The sequence below is a fragment of the Arthrobacter sp. 01T425 genome, assembly GCF_056398725.1.
Genome location: NZ_JBFTPY010000018.1, coordinates 19,125 through 41,796, shown reverse-complemented (window position 1 = coordinate 41,796; position 22,672 = coordinate 19,125). Strand labels below are relative to the sequence as shown.

The following is a 22,672-nucleotide window of genomic DNA, read 5'->3' as shown; positions in this document are numbered from 1 at the left end:
ATCCACAATGAGGAGAAACAAATGGCTCAGGGAACCGTCAAGTGGTTCAACGCAGAAAAGGGCTTCGGCTTCATCACCCCGGATGACTCCGATGGCGATGTCTTCGTTCACTACTCCGAGATCCAGACCGGTGGCTTCAAGACCCTCGACGAGAACCAGCGTGTTCAGTTCGAGATCGGCCAGGGCGCCAAGGGCCCCCAGGCCACCGGCGTAACGCTGGTCTAGTCTGCCGTCGGGAAGTGCTTTAGGGCATTTCCGGCACCAGGAATGATCCCCGGCATTTGTGCCGGGGATCATTTTTTTGTGCATTCTTGGGCGCGGCGTTTCAGCTTGTCCGCATTGGCCCGGATGCATTCTTCAGCCGAATTCCGCACTAACCCCGGGCACTAACCCGCCGGGCCCTGCCTAACGCACCAAAGTGCGCAGCAGGCGGGCACTTTGCCGGACGGACAACCCGGGAAGGTACGCGCGGCTCAGGGCCCGGCCCATCGCCGGCAATTGCAACGGATCCTGGTAGTAGAGGTACAGCGTGCGGTAGTCCGGTTTGAAACGCGACTTGAAGGTTGCCAGCGAGCGGAAGCCGTAGACGGGTTCCAGGGCCCTGCCCACCACGTCCAGGATCCCGGCCAGCCCCTCCGGCCCGGCGTCGCTGCCGCCTGAGTCGCTGCCGGAGTCGCCTCCGGAGTCGCCGCCGCCGGCACTGTCTCCGTCACGGTCCTTCGCCAGCGGCGAGCCGGACAGGGAGATCACCTCAACCGTGCGCTTGAGCTCCAGCACGGCGGAAGCAATGAGGAACTCCATGACACCGGGGAACGCGTCGCCGCGCCGGCGCATGAAGTCCAGGGTCCAGCTCACGAGCTGTCCGTCCGCGTACACCGGCAGCCAGCTCGTAACGCCCTGCACGCGTCCGGAGGCGTCCACCGCCAGGCAGCACAGCACCTCGTCGTCGTCGAGCTCGTCGATGCTGCCGAGCGTGAAGCCCATCTCCGGCACGTGCTTTTGCGCCGCCCACTCTTCGGAGACCTCGCTGAGCTGGGTCCGCAGAGGGGCCGGGAATTCGCTGTAGCGCCCCCATACGGCCTGGACACCGGTCTTCGCGGCACGGTTCAGGGCGGTGCGGACGTTTTGCCATTCCTTGCCCTTGAACTCGAGTTCGCGCACGGCGAGCCTGGTTTCCTGGGCCACGGCCACGCGGCGGAATCCGCGGGCCCGGAGCATCGGCCAGAGGCCGGCGGTGCAGGAGTAGAAACACGGGATCAGGGCGTGTTCGGCGCAGTAGCGCATGAAACCCGCCGCGGTCTCCTCGTGGAGGGCGGCGGATCCGAACGGGCCCGCCAGCGTCAGGGCCACGTTGCCGTGCTGCTGATAGGCCACGCCGCCGCGCCGGTCCGGCGTAAACCAGTATTTGTTCGGTTCCCAGAGCGCCATCCAGGACAGTGAGTCCCCGCCTTGGCGGATCAGGTCACGGGCCGTGTCCCGGTCCCCGGAGCCGACGTCGGTGCTGTGTCCGGTACCGTGCAGCCGCCGCCGCAGCACCAGCCAGACCGCCGCCAGGGCCACCCCCCAGAAGATGATGCCGGCATAGGCGAACAGAAATGACTCGACGGCGTTGCGGTTCTGGAACAACCGGCTGTAGGCGCCCGGAATGGGCAGCGGCAGGTACTGCCGGGCGAGTTCCGCCGCGAGGCCCAGCACTCCCCCGTCGCGGTCCATCCCGCCGGCGGCGAGCCAGGCCACCGAATAGGCCCCGGCGAGCACCAGCCACGTGCCCCCGACCACGATGCCCAGGATCCGCCTGGCCCGCGGAGCAGTCTCCACCCTGAACTGCCGGCGGTTAAGCCAGAGCAGCACAACGAGCAGCAACGGGACGGCCACGAGCGGAAGGACGCGGACGAAGCCGGAGCCCATCACGGCCGTGTGCGGCTGGCTGGCGTAGTGCGGAATCCGGGCGAACAGGGCCAGGTACACGGCGGCCAGGGCTGTCACGCCAAGCTGGACGATGATCGCGATCCGCAGGGCCAGGCGGCGGCCCTGCCGCATGCCGTCCGCACAGATCAACAGCAGGACCACCGGGACAACCGCCAGCGCAAGGCCCAGCGGACCGGCGAGTCCGGCGCGGCCGGCCTCCAGGCAGCTGACGTCCACCGTCCCGCCGCAGTTTTCCTCCAGCTGGCCCAGCGTGGGCAGCGGGTTCAGCACGACGTCGCGCAACAGGGCCAGGGGCCCGGTGGGGCTGCTGACGGCGGCCGTGAGGATCGGCCCCACCGCGAAGATCGCGACCGTGAGGGCCAGCAGGTTGCGGGTCTCGCGTCCGGTTGAACGGTGCCGGTGCAGGGTCCCCCGGTCGCCCTGGATCCACCAGCCCGCGGCCAGGCCGGCAAGGGCACCGGCGAGCCCAACCACTGTCTCCGGATGCCCGACGTAGAGCACCAGCAGCAGGGACGCGGACAGGCCGGCGGTCCGCAGCCTGCGTTGCCACAGCGTGGGCAGCAGGCCGCTGGCGGCCAGGGCCACGGCCAGGACGGCGGCGTAGGGGCCAATCAGCCGGGCGTTGACCATGAGCCCCAGCCAGCCGTCGCCGATATACCGGGCCAGCTGGGTAACCAGCAGGAACACCGTCACAGCAGCGAACTGGCCTACAAAGAAGAATACGGCCGTCCGCAGGGTCCCCAGATGCCGTTCAGCGAGACCCAGAAGCAGGAGGATCATCAGTGATGCGGCCAGGTAGGCCAGCAGGTTGGTGGCGAAGAACAGCGAGGTGAACAAGGACCACCAATGCCCCGCTTTCAGCCCCGAAGCGTTGACGGACGCTACAGGCAACAGGGCGTCGGGCGGGCCCGACAGGAAGCTGCCCGTCACGGCCCCGACACCGAGGAAGGCCGCGAGGACCGCCAGCGTGAAGGGTACGGCACGGAAGTGCGCCAGCGTCCGGCGCAAGCCCTGGCGCCAGACACCCTGCAACGGCGGGATCTCCGGCCCTGGGCCCGCCGCGGTCCGGTTACTCCCGGTCTTGGCCTGGCTCATGGCGCGATCCCCCAGCGTCGGGCCAGGAAGTCCAGGCCGCCGGGAAGGCCGCCGGATGCCACGTCCCAGGAGTGCCCAGCGTTGGCGATCCGGTGTGTTTCAACGCTGAACCCGGCACGGCGTGCCGCCTCGGAGAGCACGTCCATGTAGCCCGTGAACTGCGGATCGCGGTCTCCGGCGGCGAAATACACGCCGTGGCCGTCGAAGCGGTGTTCCGCCATGACGCGCAGCGGGGTCAGCTGGTCGAAGGCCGCGGCGTCGGCGCCGAAGGAGGCCTCAATGGTCTTGGCCCGCACCTTCGCGAGGGCCGGCTCCTCCTCGCTGGAGAAGGCCAGCGCCGCGATGTAGACGCCGGGATGCCTCGTGACCATCTGCATGGCGCACGTGCCGCCGAAGGAGAAACCGCCCGCGGCCCACCGGCGGGGATCCGGGTCGACGTCGAGCGTGCGCTTGATCCAGTCCGGAACGTCCCGCGCCAGGAAGGTGTCCGCCTGGGCAATCCGGCTGTCCATGCACAGCGTGTTTCCCGACGCCGAGCCGTTGGGATCGACCACCACCGTTACGGGCGCCACCCCGGCGTGCTCCGCGGCGAACCGGTCGAGCCGGCTCCGGAGTGCGCCGCCAGTCAGCCAGTCGGCAGGACCGCCCGGCTGGCCGGAAAAGAGGACCAGCACCGGCAGCGCAGGCCGGGGGGAACCCAGGTAGGCCGGAGGGAGATAGACGTAGGCGTCCCGGCTCTGGAAGCCGGAGACGGTGCCCGGGATGACCGCCTTGCGGATGACGCCGTCGGGAAGGTGGTCCGGCGCCTGCCAGTTGGTGAGCCCGGTGGCGGCAGGGGCGCCGGCGGCGCGCGTCAGGCCGGCCTCGAGCGGCTGGATCCGGGCTGCGGCCGCTCCGGTGAGGTCGCCGACAGTGTGGTTCAGGCCGAAGTAGATGTTGATCTGGACGGCGGACAGCGCGAGGACGGCCAGGAAGGCGGCCGTGGCTGCTGCGCCTGAACGCCAGCGACGGCTACGGCCCGGAATAGTGCCGGTCGGATTAGTGCCGGTCGGAATAGTGCCGGTCGGATTAGTGCCGGTCCGTCCGCGGCCCCAGAGTCCAAGCAGGCGCATGAGCCACAGCAGCAGGGCGAGGACGCCGGCAACGGACCAGGCCAGGGTCTCCCCCGGCAGTTCGGCAGGGAAGACGGTGACGGCGTAGAGCAGGAACCAGTGCACGGCCGCGACGAGCGCCGCGGCGAGCAGGGTCATGGCAGCCGCGACGGCCACGGCCGCGCCGGGAGCGCGGCGGCCCGTGCGCCGGAAACCCGTGTGCCGGAGGGCAACGTGCGTCAGGAGGTAGGCCAGGCCCGCCGCGGCGGCTGCCCACACGATCCACACCACCGGGCCGTCGACCAGGCTAAGGCCATCGAGGTAGTCCACCGGGGCTAGCGCCAGGTGCCGACGCCGATGACGGGTCCGGCCTCAAGCCAGGATGACAACCCTGTGTAGGCATCGAATCGCATGGCCAGGAGGACCTGCTGGCCCTCGTAGCGGAGCTCCACGATGACGGCGTCGGGCTGGACCTTGAGGAGCTCGGATTCGGTCGGCTTGCGCCGGCCAAGCAGCTCCAGCGAACTGCGCCGGAAGGTGTGCTTGGGGCGGACGCTGAGTGAGACCAGGCGGAACCATTCGAGGTCGTTGTCCTGATAACGACAAACCCCCATCTGCCAGCTGTTTCCAGCCGTGCAGATGGAGGCGTCCACCGTGCCCAGGGCGCGCCGCAGATTGAAGCGGCGCACCCCCGAAAGGCACAGTGCAAATACCAGCAACCCAAACGCAGTTGCCAGGACGATGAACGGCAAACCAATATCGTTCATCAAGGTCGTGCTAGCGGATCCCCGCAGTAGCCGCTTCGCCCATTTGGGCGTTGTCAGCAACAATGACCACCCTGTTGTTGTCGACAGAGAAGAATCCCCCGTCAACAACTACAGCGATGCGGTCACCGGATACCGGCTCGATTGCCAGCTCACCTTCGGCCAGAATCGCCAGCAGGGGCGAGTGGCCGGGCAGGATTCCGATTTCACCATCGCTGGTGCGGGCCTTGACCATCTTGGCCGCTCCGGACCACACAAAGTGGTCCGCTGCGACAATCTCAACCTCAAGCTCAGCCATATTACTTGGTCTGTTCCTGGATCTTGGCCCACTGGCGCTCGACGTCGTCCAGGCCGCCGACGTTGAAGAACGCCTGCTCTGCAACGTGGTCAAGGTCGCCGTCGCAGATAGCGGTGAAGCCTTCAACAGTGTCCTTGATGGACACGGTGGAGCCCTCGACGCCGGTGAACTGCTTGGCGGTGTAGGTGTTCTGCGAGAGGAACTGCTGGATGCGGCGTGCACGCGAGACAACAATCTTGTCTTCTTCAGAGAGTTCGTCAACGCCGAGGATGGCGATGATGTCCTGAAGTTCCTTGTTCTTCTGCAGGATCTGCTTGACGCGGACGGCCGTGTTGTAGTGGTCGTGGCCGATGTACTGCGGATCCAGGATGCGGGAGGTCGACGTCAGCGGGTCAACGGCCGGGTACAGACCACGGGAAGCGATTTCACGGGAAAGTTCCGTGGTCGCGTCGAGGTGTGCGAAGGTCGTGGCAGGAGCCGGGTCGGTGTAGTCATCTGCGGGAACGTAGATGGCCTGCATCGAGGTGATGGAGTGGCCCTTGGTGGACGTGATGCGCTCCTGGAGGAGGCCCATCTCGTCAGCCAGGTTGGGCTGGTAGCCCACGGCCGACGGCATGCGGCCGAGGAGGGTGGAAACCTCGGAGCCTGCCTGGGTGAAGCGGAAGATGTTGTCGATGAAGAGCAGCACGTCCTGGTTCTGCACATCACGGAAGTACTCCGCCATGGTCAGGGCGGACAGTGCAACGCGCAGACGCGTTCCCGGCGGCTCGTCCATCTGGCCGAACACAAGGGCGGTGTCCTTGAGGACGCCGGCCTCTTCCATTTCGACCCAGAGGTCGTTACCTTCACGGGTACGCTCGCCGACACCGGCGAACACCGAGGTGCCGCCGAAGTTGCGGGCAACACGGGTGATCATTTCCTGGATCAGCACGGTCTTGCCGACGCCGGCACCACCGAACAGGCCGATCTTGCCACCCTTGATGTACGGGGTGAGGAGGTCGATCACCTTGATGCCGGTTTCCAGCATCTCGGTGGAGCCTTCCAGGGTCGCGAAGGCCGGAGCCTTGCGGTGGATAGGCCAGCGTTCGCTGATCTGGAGTTCGGACTCGGCAACGTCGAGGGGCTGGCCCAGCACGTTGAAGATGTGGCCCTTGACGCCGTCGCCCACGGGCACGGAGATCGGGGCACCGGTGTCCACCACGTTGGTACCGCGGACAAGTCCGTCGGTGGCCTGGAGGGAGATGGCACGGATCAGGTTGTCACCCAGGTGCAGGGCAACCTCGAACGTGATGGTTCGGGTCTCACCGTTGAGAGTGATCTCGGTGGTGAGTGCGTTGTAAATCGAGGGGATTGCGTCAGCCGGGAATTCGACGTCGACAACCGGGCCAATAACACGTGCAATACGACCGGTAGCACCGGACGTTGCGGCTACGTGATCGGTAGCAGTGGCAGTCATCTCTCTCACTTCACTCAGTAGATGGCGTGGGGTTAAGTTTATCTTTTGGTGCAGGTACAGCTGGATCCGGGCTCGTGCTGGCTAGGACGCGGACAACGCGTCGGCACCGGCAACGATTTCGGAAAGCTCCTGCGTAATTTCAGCCTGACGGGCAGTGTTGCGCAGACGCGTGTACTTCTTGATGAGATCCGTCGCGTTGTCGCCGGCGGACTTCATCGCACGCTGGCGGGCTGCGAGCTCGGAAGCTGCTGCCTGCAACATGGCGGCGAAGATACGTGATTCGATGTAGCGCGGCAGCAGGGCATCGAGAACCTGCTCCGTTTCCGGCTCGAATTCGTAGAGGGGCAGCAGGTCCGATTCGGACGCGGCTTTCTCTTCGACAACCTCGAGCGGCAGCAGACGGACGACCGTCGGCTCCTGGGTCACCATCGACTTGAAGCGGGTGTAGACGACGTGGATTTCGTCGACGCCGCCCTCTTCGTAGGCGTTAGCGAATTCGGCCAGCAGTGCTTCACTGACTTCGCGCGCGGTCGCAAACTCCGGTGCATCCGTGTTGCCGGTCCATACGCGAGCGTATTCACGGTTCCGGAAGTCGAAGTACGCCTGCGCCTTGCGGCCGACCAGGAACGTCTTGACTTCCTTACCTTCCCCGTGGAGCAGCTCGTTGAGGCCTTCGGCCTGCTTGAGGACACTCGCCGAGTAAGATCCCGCGAGGCCACGGTCCGAGGTGATGACCAGGACGGCGGCCCGGCGGATCTGCGCCGGCTCGGTGACCAGGGGGTGGTCGATTTCGCTCTGGCTTGCGACAGCAGAAACGGCACGCGTGATCGCGTTCGCGTAAGGCAGTGAAGCTGCTACGCGTGCTCGGGCCTTGCCGATGCGCGAGGTAGCGATCAGTTCCATCGCCTTGAAGATCTTGCGCATCGACGTCGTCGAGCTGATCTTCTGGCGGTAGACCCGGATCTGGGCTCCCATACTTATCCTTTCCTAAGATCCCGATGGCCGGGACTGCCGGAACCCGTGCGGGTCCCGGCAGTCCCTGCCAGCGAAACTAGCGCTTCTGCTTGACGATTTTTTCCTGGTCGACCTGATCCTCGCCGATGGGGGCGTGCTCCTCGTGCCCCGCACCGACCAGGAGGTTGTCTCCCTCGCCGAAGAAGCCCTTCTTGAAGTCCACGATTGCGGTCTTCAGTGCTTCAGCGGTGTCATCGTCCATGACGTTGGTCTGGGCCAGCGTCGTCAGGATGGAGGACTTGTGCTTGAGGTGCTCCAGGAACTCGGTCTCGAAGCGGTTGATGTCTTCAACCGGAACCTCGTCCAGGTGGCCGTTGGTGCCGGCCCAGATGGAGACGACCTGGTTCTCGACCGGGAACGGCGAGTACTGGCCCTGCTTGAGCAGTTCCATCAGGCGTGCACCGCGGGTCAGCTGCTGGCGCGATGCGGCGTCCAGGTCCGAGGCAAACATGGCGAAGGCCTGCATGTCGCGGTACTGGGCCAGTTCCAGCTTCAAGGTACCGGAGACCTTCTTCATGGACTTGACCTGGGCGGCGCCACCAACACGGGAGACGGACACACCGACGTCGACAGCGGGGCGCTGGTTGGCGTTGAAGAGGTCCGACTGCAGGAAGATCTGGCCATCGGTGATGGAGATCACGTTGGTCGGGATGTAGGCGGAAACGTCGTTCGCCTTGGTCTCGATCAGCGGCAGACCGGTCATCGAGCCTGCACCGAGCTCGTCGGAGAGCTTGGCACAACGCTCCAGCAGACGGGAGTGCAAGTAGAAGACGTCGCCCGGGTAGGCTTCGCGTCCCGGCGGGCGGCGGAGCAGCAGTGACACTGCACGGTAGGCCTCGGCCTGCTTGGACAGGTCATCGAACACGATGAGGACGTGCTTGCCGCCGTACATCCAGTGCTGGCCGATGGCCGAGCCGGCGTACGGTGCCAGGTACTTGAAGCCTGCGGGGTCGGACGCCGGGGAAGCCACGATCGTGGTGTATTCCAGGGCGCCGTTGTCCTCGAGGGTCTGGCGGACGGCTGCGATCGTGGATGCCTTCTGGCCGATCGCCACGTAGATGCAGCGCACCTGCTTCTTCACGTCGCCGGAAGCCCAGTTGGCCTTCTGGTTGATGATCGTGTCGATGGCAATGGCGGACTTGCCGGTCTGGCGGTCACCGATGATCAGCTGGCGCTGGCCGCGGCCGATCGGGATCATGGCGTCGATAGCCTTGAGTCCGGTCTGCATCGGCTCGTGGACCGACTTACGCTGGGTCACGCCGGGTGCCTGGAGTTCCAGGGCACGGGTGGTCTCGGCCTTGATCTCGCCGAGGTCATCGATGGGCTGGCCCAGCGGGTCAACCACGCGGCCGAGGAAGGCGTCGCCAACCGGCACGGACAGAACCTGCCCGGTGCGGTGGACTTCCTGGCCTTCTTCGATTCCGGTGAAGTCACCGAGGATGATGACGCCGATCTCGCGGACGTCGAGGTTCTGGGCCAGGCCCAGCGTGCCGTCTTCGAAGCGAAGCAGCTCGTTCGCCATGACCGAGGGAAGGCCCTCAACACGGGCGATGCCGTCACCTGCGGTTGTTACACGGCCGACCTCTACGCGCTCTGCGTTTCCGGGTTCGTAGGACGCCGCGAACTCGTTCAACGCATTACGGACGTCGTCGGCGTTGATGGTCAATTCGGCCATCTGCAGTCCCTGCTCTCCTGTTTTCGTGATCATCGTTGCTCACGATGACCGGGGTTTCTTGTCGTTAGGTTGTGCTTGTCCGGCTAGCCGGCAAGCTGACGCTGGAGCTGGCCCAGGCGGCCGGCGACCGAAGCGTCAACCACTTCGTCACCTACCTGGATCCGGATGCCACCGATCAGTGCCGGGTCAACATTCATGTTGATCTTGAGCTCGCGCCCGTAAAGGGCGTTCAGCCCCGCCTGCAGGCGGCTGATCTGCGTCTCCGTCAGCGGACGGGTGACGTCGACCGTTGCAATCCAGCGCTGCTGGCGCTTGGCGGCAAGCTCGGCGAAACGGCGGACCAGCCTGGTGACCTTAAGCCCGCGCGGAGCCGTGACGGCCTGCCCGATCAGGACTTTCGCTTCCTCGCTCGCACCGGGTACGAGTTTGTCGGCGAGGGACACCTTGGCGGCCGGGCTGGCCTGCGGCTCGGACAGAGCACGCTGGACCTCGTGGCTGGACTCAACGGCCTGGTTGAAGGAGAACAGATCGTTCTCCAGCGATTCCAGTCCGCTGAGCCCGGAGGCAGAGACGGCCGACTTGTTCTCGGCAACAGCGATGACCACCGAAGCGGCAAGAGTCTCGAGTGCATCGCCGATATCCCGTGCCGATGCCCAGCGGGAGCTGGCCAGTCCGGCTGCGATTTCAACAGCGTCAGCGGATACTTTTCCGCCGAAGAGCTGCTTGACCAGCGCCGACTTTTCGTCACCGCTGCGGGACGGGTCAGTCAAAGCACGGCGCAAGCCGGCCGAGCTGTCCACGGTTCCCAGGATTCCGAAGAGTTCCTTTGCCAACTGCAGCGACGCGGTGGGAAGCTTGGCCTCCAGTGCCGCCAGCGCAGCGGCCAGCGATTCGCTCGATACACCTGCCATTACTTAGCTACACCCGCGTTCTGGTTCTCCAGATCTGCCAGGAAGCGGTCCACCACTCGGGCCGACCGTGCATCGTCGCTCAGTGCCTCGCCGACGATGCGGCTCGCCAGCGTCGTGGCCAGCGTGCCGACCTCCGCGCGGAGCGACACAACGGCCGCCTGGCGCTCGGATTCGATCTGCGTGTGGGCCTGCGCGGTGATGCGGGCAGACTCGGCAGCCGCCTTCTCCTTCAGCTCTGCAAGGATCTGGGCGCCTTCGGCGCGTGCTTCCTCGCGGATGCGGTTGGCTTCGGTGCGGGCTTCCGTGAGCTGCGCCTTGTACTCTTCGAGCGCTGCGGAGGCCTCGGCCTGGGCCTTTTCGGCCTTGGCGATACCGCCCTCGATGGCTTCGGCCCGCTCTGCGAAGGTCTTCTCGAACATCGGGACAACGTACTTGACCACGATGAACAAGAGGAGCGCAAAGCCGGCGAAGACGACAAGCATTTCCCAAGGATTGGGAACGAGGGGGTTAGTACCGCCTTCGGTGGCGGCTGAGATGATCGCTTGATTCATATTTCACCCGTCCTTATCTACTCGGTTCTGGATGTTCGGTTGTTCTGTTTACTTAAGAACGAACGCGAAGACCAGGCCAAGGATGGCGAGGGCTTCAGTCAGCGCGAGGCCGAGGAATGCGATCGGCTGCAGGACGCGCTGGGCTTCCGGCTGACGTGCCACACCGTTGATGTAAGCGGCGAACACGAGACCCACACCGATACCACCGCCGATGGCGGAGAGGCCGTAGCCGATGAGGTTGAGGGAGCCGTTGATGGAGCCTTCCATTTTTCTTCCTTTCAAGATGCCACCCATGTGGCAGGTTGTTTGGGTTGCTTCATCCCCGTGAGGGGAAGACTATGTTGTGCCGGCTGGGGTTGTGCCTTCTGGCGTGTGCGCCTGAAGGCCTTCGCCTAGTGGCTGTCGGCGTGCAGCGCGCCTTCGATGTAGATCGCGGTCAACAGCGTGAAGACGTAGGCCTGCAGCACCATGATCAGCGCTTCGAGCATGTACATGGCGATCGCACCGCCAAGGACGAGTACGGACGCGCCCTTGAGGAGGACGTTTTCCTGCATCACGAGGTATTCGATGCCCGCACCGGAGATCATGATGATCAGGTGGCCGGCCAGCATGGTGGCGAACAGACGGAGGCTGTGCGTGACCGGGCGGACCAGGAAGTTGGAGATGATCTCGATCGGTACGACGATCGGGAGAATGTAGAACGGCACACCGGACGGAACCGTGGCCAGCTTGAAGTACTTCAGGCCGCTCTTCCGGATGCCGACGGCGATCCAGGTGACGTACACGATCGCGGCGAGCACATAGGCACCGCCGACGTGCGAGAAGGTGGGAAGCTGGATCAGCGGGATTGCACCGTAGATGTTGTTCACGAGGATGAAGAAGAAAAGCGTGAACAGCAGCGGGACATACTTCATGAAGTCCCGGCCGCCGATAATGTCCTTGGCGATGCTGTTGCGGACGAAGCTATAGGCGGCCTCGCCAGCGAACTGCAGCTTGCCGGGAACCAGCTGCTGCTTCCGTGCAGCGATCACAAAGAATGTACCGATAATGACGACCGACAGGATTACCAGCAGCATCTGCTTGGAAAATCCGTCGGCAGCACCCCAGGGGATGATAGCCGGCAGGTGAAGTTCTTCAATTCCAGGAGGCGTGAAGGTTCCTGAATCTTGGGCCGGGAGCGCAAGCGCGATCAACGCGTTTCCTCTCTGCAGTGTCCATCATTGGGCGTTGGGCGGGGACCGGCGACATTGGTGCCCGCCTCTCCCCCTGTGAAATTATTTGGCATTACTGTTCCTCGTCCTGGGACGGGCCACGTGCAGCAGTGCCGTCATCAGCTGAAGTTCTGTTACTGGTGAGGCCGTGCATATGAGAAAGATAGAACCCTCCCGCAGCTCCAAGCAGAGCGCCTGCGAGCACAATCCAGCGGGTTCCCCACAGATTATCCAGTCCCCACCCTATCAAACTCCAGACGATGATTCCGCCAACAATGTAGCTGAAGACGGCGATTCCGGCGTTGTATCCGCCGTCGCTTCCGTCGGTCGATACACCGGGGGCACCGGACGTAGTTTTGGGTGATTTGGCTGGCTGGTTTTCTGGTCCGGTACGTGGTCCGGCAACTGGTCTGCGGCCGGATTTGCGGCTAAACATCGGTGCCGCCTTTTCGCGTTTCGGGATCGTTGTAAATCTGGAGCCTGGCCTTGCTGAAACCGTAAATTTCGGTTGCCTGCCAGAACACGACGGTGACGACGGCGCCGATCAGGAACCAGCGGCCGTGCAGCCAGGCCGGGGCGCCGATGACGAAGAGGACCACGGCGAAGCCGACAACCTTGACGAAGTACGTCGCGACGAACAGTCCGATCGCTCCCGAAGGGTTGTTGCGGCCGACGAAGTGGCCCACCGCGAGGCTGATGGCAAAGAAGGCCATCACCAGCGCGCCGCCGAACAGGGCGGACCAGAACCCCACGGCGCCGTTAAAGATGAAGGCGGCCGTGCCGGTCAGCACCAGTGCTGCGGCGGAGGCCGCGGAACTCATTGCCAGCAGCCTGAGCCACAGGGATTTTGTGGGGCCGGAGACGCCAACGGGTCCGTTGCCGGAAGCGGGTTCCGGTTCGGCGTTGGAGGTCATCAGATCCCAATCGTCGCTGGCGTATTGCTGGTCAAGGCAGGCGGCGAAGTACCGCCCCTGAATTCTACATTAGATAGAAATTATTCGGAAAAGCGCGTCGGAGCGGGTTCCCCGGGCATGCCGGTCACGCTATTCGGGAGTGCGGGCCATCTGCCTCGGCCCGCGCTGGCGCAGGTACGGCCAGGCAGTCGCCACGGCCATGATTGCCGCGGCGGCCAGATCGGCGGCGAGGACTATGTGCCAGGGAAAGATCGCGAAAGCGAGGCCGCCGAAGGCAAGGATGCAGGTCCACAAGTACATCAGCACGACGGCGCCGCGGTGCGAGTATCCGATGTCCAGGAGTTTGTGGTGCAGGTGTCCGCGGTCCGCCGACCACGGCGACCGGCCCAGCGCTGTCCGCCGCACCACCGCCAGGCACAGGTCCAGCAGCGGCAGGAACAGCACCGCGAACGGCAACAGGATGGGGATGATCGTGGGGATGCCGTTGGCCCGGTCGTAGAGGCCTGAGCTGATCTGGCCGGTCGAGACGACGCCGGCCGAGGCCATCAGCAGGCCAATCAGCATGGCCCCGGAATCGCCCATGAAGATTTTGGAGGGGAACCAGTTGTGCGGCAGGAAGCCGACGCAGCTGCCGACCACGACGGCGGTCAGCAAGGTGGCGAGGTCCGAACGGTCCAGCAGGACGGCCGTGCGGTGGACCCAGTAGGCCGTGAGGAAGAACGCCGCTCCGCCGATGATCGCCACGCCCGCGGCGAGCCCGTCCAGTCCGTCGATGAAATTGAACGCATTCATGGTGGTGACGATCAACCCGGCCGTCAACACAATGCTCACGGCCTCGTTCTGGATCACGATCGGCTCGGGAATGAACGGGATGATCGTCATCCGGACCCCCCAGGTGGCCACGACCAGTGCCGCGGCGCTCTGGCCGATCAGCTTGACCCACCACCTCAGATCCAGCAGGTCGTCCGCCACTCCGACAACGACGATCACCGCGGCCCCGGCCAGGATTCCCCATGGCGCCGTGTTGTTCCGGAAGATGTCCTTGACGAAGAACGAATTGCTCGCCGTGACCAGGGCAACCAGCACGCCCGCGAAGATGCCGAGGCCGCCGAGCCGGGAGATCGGGGTGGAATGCATGTCGCGGCTGCGGATCGGGGAATACAGCTCCAGCTTGTTGCCCGCGAGCCGGGCACCCCATGTCGCCGCGTAGGTCACGATCGCTGCCGTCAGCATCATGAGCAGGTACATGATCACGGGACGACCACCAGCCAAACGCCGTCAGTACCGTCAGCACAGGCACCGCACGCCGGCACGTCCCGCAGCACCGGACGCGCCGGTGAGCTGCGGAAATGGGGTGGATTCGATTGCGGTGGAACTGTCTTTCGAAAAATGAAACTTCTCCGTCGCCGTGCGCAGGGCAGGCAGTGCGTAGTGCCTGACAGGGCTGTATTACAGTGGACTCTAGTCAAGATACTAATGCCAACGGCCACCTGTCTTCGCGTCACACGGCCCTCTGCCGGCGGGAAAACCACTGACGGTCGTGCTGAAAGGACCCCGCGATGACCCCCTCGGTTGCAGTCGCTGCCGTGACGTTTGACCGTCCCAGGGAGCTGGCGGTCCTGATGGACGCCATCAACAACCAGACCGCTCCAGTGCAGTCCATTTGCCTCGTCGACAGTGGCACCGTGCCGTCGACGGACGTTGCCGGCCAGCACGCCAACGTGGACTATGTCCGGTCCGAGGCAAACCTCGGCGGCGCCGGCGGATTCTCGTTGGCCATCCTCAAGGCCGTGGCCAGCGGGGCTGACTGGATCTGGATGATGGACGACGACGCCGAGCCGGCAGATCCCGACTGCCTTGCCACGTTGCTCCGTGAGGCCCAGGAACGTGGTCTGGACGCCGTCGTGCCCCTCGTGGTGGCCCCCGGCCACCCGGACCAGCTGTCCTTTTTCTTCCGGCTGGACGGCAAGGTCACGCATGAGCGCGCGGAGGTGGAAAAGGTCGGATTCCTGCCCGACGACGGGCACTTCTTCAACGGCGCCCTGATCCGTTCCAATGTCTTCTTCAAAGTCGGCCTGCCGGACATGCGCCTTTTCATCCGTGGCGACGAGGTGGACTTCACGCTCAGGCTCAGGAAGGCCGGGATCCGCTTCGGCACGGTGACCACCGCCGCCATCACGCACCCGCACGCCTTCGCTGAGACCAAGCACGTCTTCGGTGCGCGGTGGCACGTGATCGTTCCGGATTCCGCCTTCAAGCGCTACTTCTACTACCGGAACCGCGGGTACATGATCCGCCGCCACTTCCGGGTCAAGTCCTTCATCGCGGATGTGGGCGGCTACCTCGGCTACTTCCTGCGCAGCGGCGACTTCCGCGGGCTCGCTGACTGGTTCCGCGCGTTTTCTGCCGGGCTCCGCGGCAAGGGCTTCGGCCCGCTGGAGGACCAGAAGTTCTGACCGTGGTCCCCCGCCCGCAGCCCCGCCGGCAGCCTAGGGCTGCCGGCGCAGGCGCCGGCGGAGCAGCAGGCCCAGCAGCACCCAGGGTTCGCCGAACACCCGGTAGGCTACCCGCTGCGGGTGGAGCATGAGCCGCCAGGCCCATTCGAGTCCGAGCCGGCCGATCCAGCGCGGCGCCAGTTTCTGCACACCGGCAATCTGTTCGATGGCGCCGCCGACGGTGCAGTAGACCGCAGGCGGAAGCGCGGCAAGCCGGCGGGCCATGACCTGCTCCTGCAGCGGCATCCCGAGGCCCAGCAGCACAAGCTGCGGGCGCAGCCGGTTCAGCCATTCGACCGCGGCTTCCTCAACTTCCTTGTTCCAGCCTGCGCCGGGCATCCCGTCGACCCGCGCCCCGGGGACGATCTCCCGCAGCCTGGCCACGGCACCGGCGTTGGCCACGGCGCCTGCACCGATGACCGCAATGCGCTCCAGTCCCGCGACATTGCCGAGCGCGGGAATCCAGTCGGTCGACCCCAGCCGGTAGTCCATCACCGGTTCCCTGCCGTCGTCCTCTTCGCCGGTCTTCGCCCAGAGCCAGAGCACCGGTGCGCCGTCGATCAGGACCACGTCGCTGCGCTCATAGAAAGAGCGGAAGGCAGGATCGGAGTGCAGCAGCGTCACGCTGTGCAGGTTGTGCCCCACCACGATCCGGGTCCGGCCCTCGGCCATGAACGTGCTGAGGACCGCGGTCAGCTCGGACACCGTCACGGGGGTCGCTTCGACGTCGAGGAAAGGGACGCGCTGACGCTCCAGCGTCATGCGGAACCGGGCTCCGGGGCAGCGTCGCCCAGCGCAGCGGCGGACTCTGCGGCGGCGGACTCTGCGGCCGGCTCCGGAGCGTCCGCAGCATCGGGGGCGTTGCCGTCGATGTCCAGGACGCCGGGCACCACGCCGCGCAGGCGGTCGAGGCTGATGGCTCCCTGCCGGACGACGCGCAAGGGCAGCGCCGTCGCGTCGACGATGGTCGAGGCGAGGGCCTCGGCGCCGTCGGCGGGCCGGGGTCCGCCCTCCAGGTAAACCTCCACGGATTCCGCCAGCTGGGCTTCGGCGTCCGCGGCGGTCTGCGCCGCGGCGTGCCCGGTGCGGTTAGCGGAGGACACCGCGAGGGGTCCGGTAAGCGTCAGCAGGTCCTGGGCGATCTCGTCGGCCGGGATCCGCAGGGCGACCGTGCCCTTGGTCTCGCCGAGATCCCAGTCCAACGACGGCTGGGCATGCAGGATCAGGGTCAGGCCGCCGGGCCAGAACGCCTCGGCCAGCCGCCGCGCCTCGGCCGGAACGTCCGTGGCCAGGCCATCGAGGGCGTTCAGCCTGGGGATCAGCACGGGCGGCGGCATCTTCCGGCTCCGGCCCTTGGAGGCGAGCAGCAGGGTCACGGCAAGGGGTGAAAAGGCGTCGGCCGCAATCCCGTAGACCGTGTCCGTGGGAAAGACCACGCACTTGTTCTCCCGGATGGCCCGTTGGGCGTGCTCAAGTCCCGCAGCGCGCTGCTCGGCCGCCGTGCAATCGTAGCTAGTCGTCACTGGCCTATTCTTTCATCACTTGTCACACGATTTTTCGCGGCCGTAGGCCCTGACGGTGCCAGGACGGCGCTGGTGGCGCGGTCCTTGCCGTTGAGGTCACGGTGCGTTGTCACCTCGGCGAACACCCCGGCGCGTTTGAGCATCGCGGCGATCCATTCCGACTGGACCTCGGCGTGCTCCATCACGAAGTAGCCGCCGGGAACCAGCAGGCGGGCAGCCGAGGCGGCCGCCGCCGTCGGAAGTTCCATCCCGTCCGCTCCCCCGCCGTAGAGCGCCTCGGGCGGGTCGTGCAGCGCCACTTCGGGTTCGTTCGGGATCGCTTCGGCGGGGATGTAGGGCGGGTTGGAGACGACGACGTCGAACGTGCCGTTGTGTTCGGCCAGCGCGTCGCGCAGGTCGCCGCGGATGAGGTGGACGCCCAGGGGAGCCAAGTTTTTCGCCGCCCACGCGTGCGCGAATTCGCTGAACTCGACCGCATGGACTTCCGCGCCGGGAACCTCATGGGCGATCGAGCCTGCAATGGCACCGGACCCGGTGCCCAGGTCCACGACCTTGGGGTGCGCCAGGGCGTCCAGTTGTTTCCTAGCGCTGAGCCAGTCCAGGACCAGCTGCACCACGGATTCGGTCTCCGGCCGCGGGATGAACACACCGGGACCGACGGCGAGTTCGAGGTAGCGGAAGTGCGCCACGCCCGTTATGTGCTGCAGCGGGATCCGCTGCGCCCGTTCGGCGACCAGGTCGGCGTAGCCTTCCGGCGCCGGCGCGTCCCCGAGCATCAGCGCGCGCAGCCGGCCCAGTCCGATGCCGAGCAGGTGCTCCGCCAGGAGCTCGGCGTCCACGCGCGGGCTGGGCACGCCGGCCGCCGCGAGGACCGCCGTCGCCTCGCTGACGGCCTCCGCGAGGCTCGGACCATCACCTGCAGTCATCACCAGTGACCCGCGCCTATTCGCCGATGGCGTCGAGCCGGGACTGCTCGTCCAATTCGATGGCCGACTGGATCACCGGTTCCAGGTCGCCGTTCATGACCTGGTCCAGGTTGTAGGCCTTGTAACCGGTGCGGTGGTCCGCAATCCGGTTTTCCGGGTAGTTATAGGTACGGATGCGCTCGGAGCGGTCCATGGTGCGGATCTGCGACTTGCGCTGCGCCGAGTTTTCGGCGTCGATCAGCTCCTGCTGGTGCGCCAGGATGCGGGCACGCAGCACGCGCATGCCGGCCTCACGGTTCTGCAGCTGCGATTTTTCGTTCTGCATGGCGACGACGATTCCGGTGGGAAGGTGCGTGATGCGCACTGCGGAGTCGGTGGTGTTGACCGACTGCCCGCCGGGACCGGAGGAGCGGTAGACGTCGATCTTGAGATCGTTCTGGTTGATCTCGAGCTCCTCGGGCTCGTCCACTTCGGGCAGCACCAGCACGCCGGCGGCCGAGGTGTGGATGCGGCCCTGGGATTCGGTGACGGGCACACGCTGGACCCGGTGCACGCCGCCTTCGAACTTGAGCCGGGCGTACACGCCTTCGGCCGGATCGTTCGAGCTGCCCTTGACGGCCATCTGGACGTCCTTGTACCCGCCGAGGTCCGACTCGGTGGCGGAGATGATCTCGGTCTTCCAGCCGCGGGATTCCGCGTAACGGCTGTACATCCGCAGCAGGTCCGCGGCGAAGAGGGCTGCCTCGTCGCCGCCTTCGCCGCCCTTGACCTCGAGGATCACGTTGCGGGAGTCGTCCGGGTCGCGCGGGATCAGCAGCCGGCGCAGCTTGGCCGCCGCCAGCTCCAGCGCGGCCTCCAGCTCGGGTACCTCGGCCGCAAACTCGGGGTCCTCGTCCGCCATTTCCTTGGCAGCGGCCAGGTCGTCGCGGATGCCTTCCCAGCGGTGGTAGGCCTCCACAATGCCGTTCAACTGGGCAGAACGCCGCCCCAGCTTCCGGGCCAGCCGCTGGTCAGCGTAGACAGCAGGATCCCCCAGCTGAGCCTGGATAGAGTCGTGCTCATCCAACAGGCCCTGTACGGACTCAAACATTTTCAAACCTCTTTCGACTCTCTCAAGTCTAGTTACTGCAACGCGGGGTCACTTACCGCCCATTCCGGCGGCCCTGATGGGCCGTAGGTGACCCCGCGTTGCTCCGGCCAGGGGGTGGTGAGTTAAACCAGAAGCCGCTCAAAATATGCCGGCCAGGGAGTGGCTTCGGGCCTGCCGGAGCCGGGTGGCTAACGATCGCAGATCGTTGGCCACCCGGCGGAGGGGCGGGGCCGGCATATTTTGAGCGGCGAAAGCCAGCTACTTGTCGTTATCGGACTTCGCACCAAGCGTCGTCTTCTGCACCTGCATGAGGAACTCGACGTTGCTCTGGGTCTCCCGGATCTTGTTGGTCAGCAGCTCAAGGCTCTGCTGCGTTTCGAGTCCGGACAGGACGCGGCGCAGCTTCCACATGATCTTGACTTCCTCGGGGGAAAGCAGGTTTTCCTCACGGCGGGTACCGGACGCGTTGACGTCCACGGCCGGGAAGATGCGCTTGTCCGCGAGCTGGCGGGACAGGCGCAGTTCCATGTTGCCGGTGCCCTTGAACTCTTCGAAGATGACCTCGTCCATCTTGGAACCGGTCTCGACGAGCGCGGTGGCCAGGATGGTCAGCGAGCCGCCGTTTTCGATGTTGCGGGCTGCACCGAAGAAGCGCTTCGGCGGGTACAGCGCTGCGGAGTCCACACCACCGGACAGGATGCGGCCGGAGGCCGGTGCTGCCAGGTTGTAGGCACGGCCCAGGCGGGTCATGGAGTCCAGGAGCACCACAACGTCCATGCCCATTTCCACGAGGCGCTTGGCGCGCTCGATGGAAAGCTCGGCCACGGTGGTGTGGTCGTCGGCGGGACGGTCGAAGGTGGAGGCAATGACCTCACCCTTGACGGTGCGCTGCATGTCCGTGACTTCTTCGGGACGTTCGTCAACGAGCACCATCATGAGGTGGACCTCAGGATTGTTGGTGGTGATGGCGTTGGCGATGGACTGCAGGATGAGCGTCTTGCCGGCCTTCGGCGGCGAAACGATCAGACCGCGCTGGCCCTTGCCGATCGGGGCAACGAGGTCGATGACGCGCGGGCCGATCTTCTTCGGGTCCGTCTCGAGGCGCAGGCGTTCGGAGGGGTAGAGCGGGACGAGCTTCGCGAATTCGACGCGGTCCTTGAGCTCTTCCGGCGTCTTGCCGTTCACCGAGGTGACGCGGACCAGGGCGTTGAACTTCTGGCGGGCGGACTGCTGCTGATTCCCCTGCTGGGCTTCGCCTTCCCGCGGTGCACGGATGGCGCCGACGACGGCGTCGCCCTTGCGCAGGTTGTACTTCTTGACCTGGGCGAGGGAGACGTAGACGTCGTTCGGGCCCGGCAGGTAACCGGAGGTGCGGATGAACGCGTAGTTCTCGAGCACGTCGAGGATACCGGCGACCGGCAGCAGGACATCGTCCTCGGTGACCTCAACGTCGTCGACGTCGGGTCCCTGCTGACGCCCGCGGCGGCGGTCGTTGCGGTCGCGGAAGCGGTCGTTGCGCGAGGAGTTGTCGCGGCTGTCCTGCTGGCCCTGGCGGTCACCGCGGTCGTTGCGGTCACGACGGTTGCGGCGGTTCCGGCGGCTTCCGCCGTCAGAATCATCGCTGTCGCGGGTGTTTTCGCGGGTGCTCTCGCGGGTGCCGGCCGAGTCGTCGCGGCCGCCACGGGTGCGGGTGTCACGGCGCTGGCCGTCTTCGCTGCCGGGCTCGCGCTGTTCGGTGCGCTGTTCACGCTGTTCGCGCTGTTCAGTGCGCTGTTCGCGCTGCTCAGTGCGCTGTTCACGCTGTTCAATGGCGGGCTGTTCGGCCTGGGCCTCGACGGCGGTCTGGCCGGCCTCGGTGGCCTGGGCTGCGGCTTCGCCGCGGCGGCGGTTGCGGGTGCGCGGCTGCCTCGTGCGGTCGCTGCCTTCGGTCCCGGAAACGGCAGAACCGGATTCGGCAGTCGCGGAGGCGCCGGAGTCGGTGGAAACCGCGGGGGCTTCAGCCGGGGCGGCGGCGGGTGCCTCTACGACGGGCGCCGTGACGACTCCGTCGCTGCCTGCGCGGCGGCTGCGGCCACGGCGGGCGCGGGGGCTTTCCTGGGCGGGGGCGTCATCGGCGGCGGGCGCTGTTGCGGGCGCAGCTGCCGGGGCCGCTGCGTGGGACACAGTGCCGTTGTCGCTCGCCTTTTCGGCAGCGCGGGCCGGAGCCTTGCTTACCGGGGTGCCTGCGCGGTGGGCGGAAATGGCCGTGACCAGATCACCCTTGCGCATGCGGGAACCGCCGGAAATGCCCAGCTGGCTGGCGAGGGCCTGGAGCTGGGCGAGCTTAAGGCCTGCAAGGCCGCTGCTCTTGGCGGGTGCTGCCGTTGATTCGGCAGCAGAAGATGTATCCACAGCCGGAGACAGCTCAGTGGTTTCGGTCACGAAGGATCCTTCCCCCTCGACGGCGTCCAGGCTAAGAGCTGGACGCGGTGATTTGATCTGGGCTGCAGTTCAGATCTGCAGCCGGGATTTCGGCCTTGCCGGATGTATATCGGCCAGCAGGGCCGGATATTGCTTCACCATGCACGATCCGAGAAATGAGGAACGGCGGGCTGAGTTTCAGGGGGCAGATCAATTCTGCTGATTCCTGCGTCAGACCGAAAGCAGGTGGCACCGGAAAATATTGCGCAGTGAAAGATGAGAGAGGCTACGTGGCCAACATCGCGGTCTTACAACGGTTAAAAATTTACCGCCTGCGTATTTACCGCCGGTGCACTTCCACTTTAGCACCTTCAACGTCCACGGCCAGCTTCATCACGCGCCAGCCCACTTCCGGCGTGTTGCCCGCGGTGTGGGCGCCGATGAAGTCCACAACCTCACGGGCTTCCGCTTCACCGTTGGCCAGGACCAGTACGGTGGGTCCGGCGCCGGATACGACGGCGGCGTGCCCTGCCCGGCGCAGCGCGCCGATCAGTTCCGCGCTGGGCCGCATGGCCTCGGCGCGGTAGCTCTGGTGCAGGTAGTCCTCGGTGCCGGGCAGCAGGAATTCCGGGTTCGTGGTCAGGGCATGGATCAGCAGGGCGGCGCGGCCGGAGTTCATGGCCGCGGCATGGTGGCCCACCGAGGCGGGCAAAAGGGCCCGGGCGGCCTCAGTGGAGAGCTCGTAGTCGGGCACAGCGACCACGGGGATCACCGAGGCCGCCACGGACGCGCACGTGCTGCTGTACTGGTCACTGTCCTGCCATGACAGCGCCAGTCCGCCGAAAATGGCGGGTGCAACGTTGTCCGGGTGGCCTTCCATTTCGCTTGTGAGCTGCAGGATCCAGTCGCGGCCACGCCGGGAGGCCTCCGGAACCAGGGCATTGGCGGCGCTGACGGCCGCCACCACGGCCGAGGCCGATGAGCCCAGGCCCCGTCCGTGCGGGTTGACGTTGTCCGCCGTGATCCGCAGGCCTTCGTGCCGGAACCCAAGGCGGTGCAGGGCCTCGGTCAGGGCCTTGACCACGAGGTGCGTCGCATCGCGGGGCAGGGACTCGGCACCCTCGCCGCTGAGCTCGAATTCAAGTTCACCGCTGGCCAGGGTTTCCACGGTCAGCGTGTCATGCAGCGAGAGGGCCAGGCCGAGGCTGTCGTACCCGGGGCCCAGGTTGGCGCTCGTGGCCGGGACACGCACGGTGACCAGCTGGCCCGCCGGAACAGCCGGGGAGCCGGCAGCTGATTCGGCCGGGACGGTGACGGTTGTTTCCAACG

Annotated in this window: 21 protein-coding genes and 1 pseudogene; 2 read left to right on the top strand and 20 right to left on the bottom strand. The window is 65.8% G+C overall.

Annotated elements, in window-relative coordinates:
• Positions 1-21 precede the first annotated feature (21 nt).
• The gene (locus AC1DNG_RS17710) at positions 22-225 is read left to right on the top strand and encodes a cold-shock protein (protein ID WP_011692441.1); all 204 of its coding nucleotides are present in this window, start codon (positions 22-24) and stop codon (positions 223-225) included.
• Between the two features lie 180 nt (positions 226-405).
• Here AC1DNG_RS17710 and AC1DNG_RS17705 read toward each other — a convergent pair whose 3' ends face one another.
• The 14 genes and pseudogenes from AC1DNG_RS17705 to AC1DNG_RS17640 form a co-directional block, all read right to left on the bottom strand.
• Positions 406-3,024 carry a bifunctional lysylphosphatidylglycerol flippase/synthetase MprF gene (locus AC1DNG_RS17705; protein WP_476887885.1) on the bottom strand — a complete coding sequence of 873 codons (2,619 nt, stop codon included), beginning with the start codon at positions 3,022-3,024 and terminating at the stop codon, positions 406-408.
• Positions 3,021-4,445 (bottom strand): alpha/beta hydrolase, encoded by a 1,425-nt coding sequence (locus AC1DNG_RS17700; protein ID WP_476887884.1) that lies wholly within the window; start codon positions 4,443-4,445, stop codon positions 3,021-3,023. Before AC1DNG_RS17700 ends, AC1DNG_RS17705 begins: the two co-directional genes overlap by 4 nt.
• A 5-nt stretch (positions 4,446-4,450) precedes the next feature.
• Complete coding sequence (locus tag AC1DNG_RS17695; protein ID WP_223916017.1) at positions 4,451-4,882, bottom strand: DUF2550 domain-containing protein; 432 nt, start codon at positions 4,880-4,882, stop codon at positions 4,451-4,453.
• A 10-nt stretch (positions 4,883-4,892) separates the two neighbouring features.
• Complete coding sequence (locus AC1DNG_RS17690) at positions 4,893-5,177, bottom strand: F0F1 ATP synthase subunit epsilon (RefSeq protein WP_018775711.1); 285 nt, start codon at positions 5,175-5,177, stop codon at positions 4,893-4,895.
• A 1-nt stretch (position 5,178) separates the two neighbouring features.
• On the bottom strand, positions 5,179-6,633 hold the full coding sequence (gene atpD, locus AC1DNG_RS17685) for a F0F1 ATP synthase subunit beta (RefSeq protein WP_018775710.1): 1,455 nt from the start codon (positions 6,631-6,633) through the stop codon (positions 5,179-5,181).
• Positions 6,634-6,714: 81 nt separating this feature from the next.
• A complete protein-coding gene (locus tag AC1DNG_RS17680; RefSeq protein ID WP_028276063.1) occupies positions 6,715-7,608 on the bottom strand; it encodes a F0F1 ATP synthase subunit gamma in 894 nt (297 codons plus the stop codon).
• 76 nt (positions 7,609-7,684) lie between these two features.
• Positions 7,685-9,322 (bottom strand): F0F1 ATP synthase subunit alpha, encoded by a 1,638-nt coding sequence (gene atpA / locus AC1DNG_RS17675; protein ID WP_026266817.1) that lies wholly within the window; start codon positions 9,320-9,322, stop codon positions 7,685-7,687.
• Positions 9,323-9,405: 83 nt separating this feature from the next.
• Positions 9,406-10,233 (bottom strand): F0F1 ATP synthase subunit delta, encoded by an 828-nt coding sequence (locus tag AC1DNG_RS17670; protein ID WP_223916019.1) that lies wholly within the window; start codon positions 10,231-10,233, stop codon positions 9,406-9,408.
• Positions 10,233-10,784: a F0F1 ATP synthase subunit B gene (locus AC1DNG_RS17665; RefSeq protein WP_223916021.1), complete on the bottom strand. Its 552-nt coding sequence runs from the start codon at positions 10,782-10,784 to the stop codon at positions 10,233-10,235. Before AC1DNG_RS17665 ends, AC1DNG_RS17670 begins: the two co-directional genes overlap by 1 nt.
• A 48-nt stretch (positions 10,785-10,832) precedes the next feature.
• A complete protein-coding gene (atpE, locus tag AC1DNG_RS17660; protein WP_003804776.1) occupies positions 10,833-11,051 on the bottom strand; it encodes an ATP synthase F0 subunit C in 219 nt (72 codons plus the stop codon).
• A gap of 125 nt (positions 11,052-11,176) precedes the next feature.
• On the bottom strand, positions 11,177-11,977 hold the full coding sequence (atpB, locus tag AC1DNG_RS17655; protein WP_223916023.1) for a F0F1 ATP synthase subunit A: 801 nt from the start codon (positions 11,975-11,977) through the stop codon (positions 11,177-11,179).
• 81 nt (positions 11,978-12,058) lie between these two features.
• A pseudogene (locus tag AC1DNG_RS17650) lies at positions 12,059-12,431 on the bottom strand (hypothetical protein).
• Complete coding sequence (locus tag AC1DNG_RS17645) at positions 12,424-12,909, bottom strand: hypothetical protein (RefSeq protein ID WP_476887883.1); 486 nt, start codon at positions 12,907-12,909, stop codon at positions 12,424-12,426. The pseudogene AC1DNG_RS17650 and the gene AC1DNG_RS17645 overlap by 8 nt, the downstream one beginning before the upstream one ends.
• Before the next feature lie 129 nt (positions 12,910-13,038).
• Entirely contained in the window at positions 13,039-14,163 is a 1,125-nt protein-coding gene (locus AC1DNG_RS17640; protein WP_476887910.1) for an MraY family glycosyltransferase, read from the bottom strand.
• A 305-nt stretch (positions 14,164-14,468) separates the two neighbouring features.
• Between AC1DNG_RS17640 and AC1DNG_RS17635 the strand changes: the two genes are divergently transcribed.
• Positions 14,469-15,365, top strand: coding sequence for a glycosyltransferase (locus AC1DNG_RS17635; RefSeq protein ID WP_476887882.1), 897 nt, complete (start codon positions 14,469-14,471; stop codon positions 15,363-15,365).
• 33 nt (positions 15,366-15,398) lie between these two features.
• Here AC1DNG_RS17635 and AC1DNG_RS17630 read toward each other — a convergent pair whose 3' ends face one another.
• The 6 genes from AC1DNG_RS17630 to thrB all read right to left on the bottom strand — a co-directional run bounded on the left by AC1DNG_RS17630 (position 15,399) and on the right by thrB (position 22,670).
• Positions 15,399-16,166 carry a WecB/TagA/CpsF family glycosyltransferase gene (locus tag AC1DNG_RS17630; protein ID WP_476887881.1) on the bottom strand — a complete coding sequence of 256 codons (768 nt, stop codon included), beginning with the start codon at positions 16,164-16,166 and terminating at the stop codon, positions 15,399-15,401.
• Positions 16,163-16,927 carry an L-threonylcarbamoyladenylate synthase gene (locus tag AC1DNG_RS17625; RefSeq protein WP_476873182.1) on the bottom strand — a complete coding sequence of 255 codons (765 nt, stop codon included), beginning with the start codon at positions 16,925-16,927 and terminating at the stop codon, positions 16,163-16,165. The genes AC1DNG_RS17630 and AC1DNG_RS17625 overlap by 4 nt, the downstream gene beginning before the upstream one ends.
• Complete coding sequence (prmC, locus tag AC1DNG_RS17620) at positions 16,924-17,853, bottom strand: peptide chain release factor N(5)-glutamine methyltransferase (RefSeq protein WP_476887880.1); 930 nt, start codon at positions 17,851-17,853, stop codon at positions 16,924-16,926. The genes AC1DNG_RS17625 and prmC overlap by 4 nt, the downstream gene beginning before the upstream one ends.
• A 16-nt stretch (positions 17,854-17,869) precedes the next feature.
• Entirely contained in the window at positions 17,870-18,943 is a 1,074-nt protein-coding gene (prfA, locus tag AC1DNG_RS17615; RefSeq protein ID WP_079554478.1) for a peptide chain release factor 1, read from the bottom strand.
• Between the two features lie 258 nt (positions 18,944-19,201).
• Positions 19,202-21,364 carry a transcription termination factor Rho gene (gene rho / locus AC1DNG_RS17610; protein WP_476887879.1) on the bottom strand — a complete coding sequence of 721 codons (2,163 nt, stop codon included), beginning with the start codon at positions 21,362-21,364 and terminating at the stop codon, positions 19,202-19,204.
• Positions 21,365-21,683: 319 nt separating this feature from the next.
• Complete coding sequence (gene thrB / locus AC1DNG_RS17605; protein ID WP_476857521.1) at positions 21,684-22,670, bottom strand: homoserine kinase; 987 nt, start codon at positions 22,668-22,670, stop codon at positions 21,684-21,686.
• Positions 22,671-22,672 lie beyond the last annotated feature (2 nt).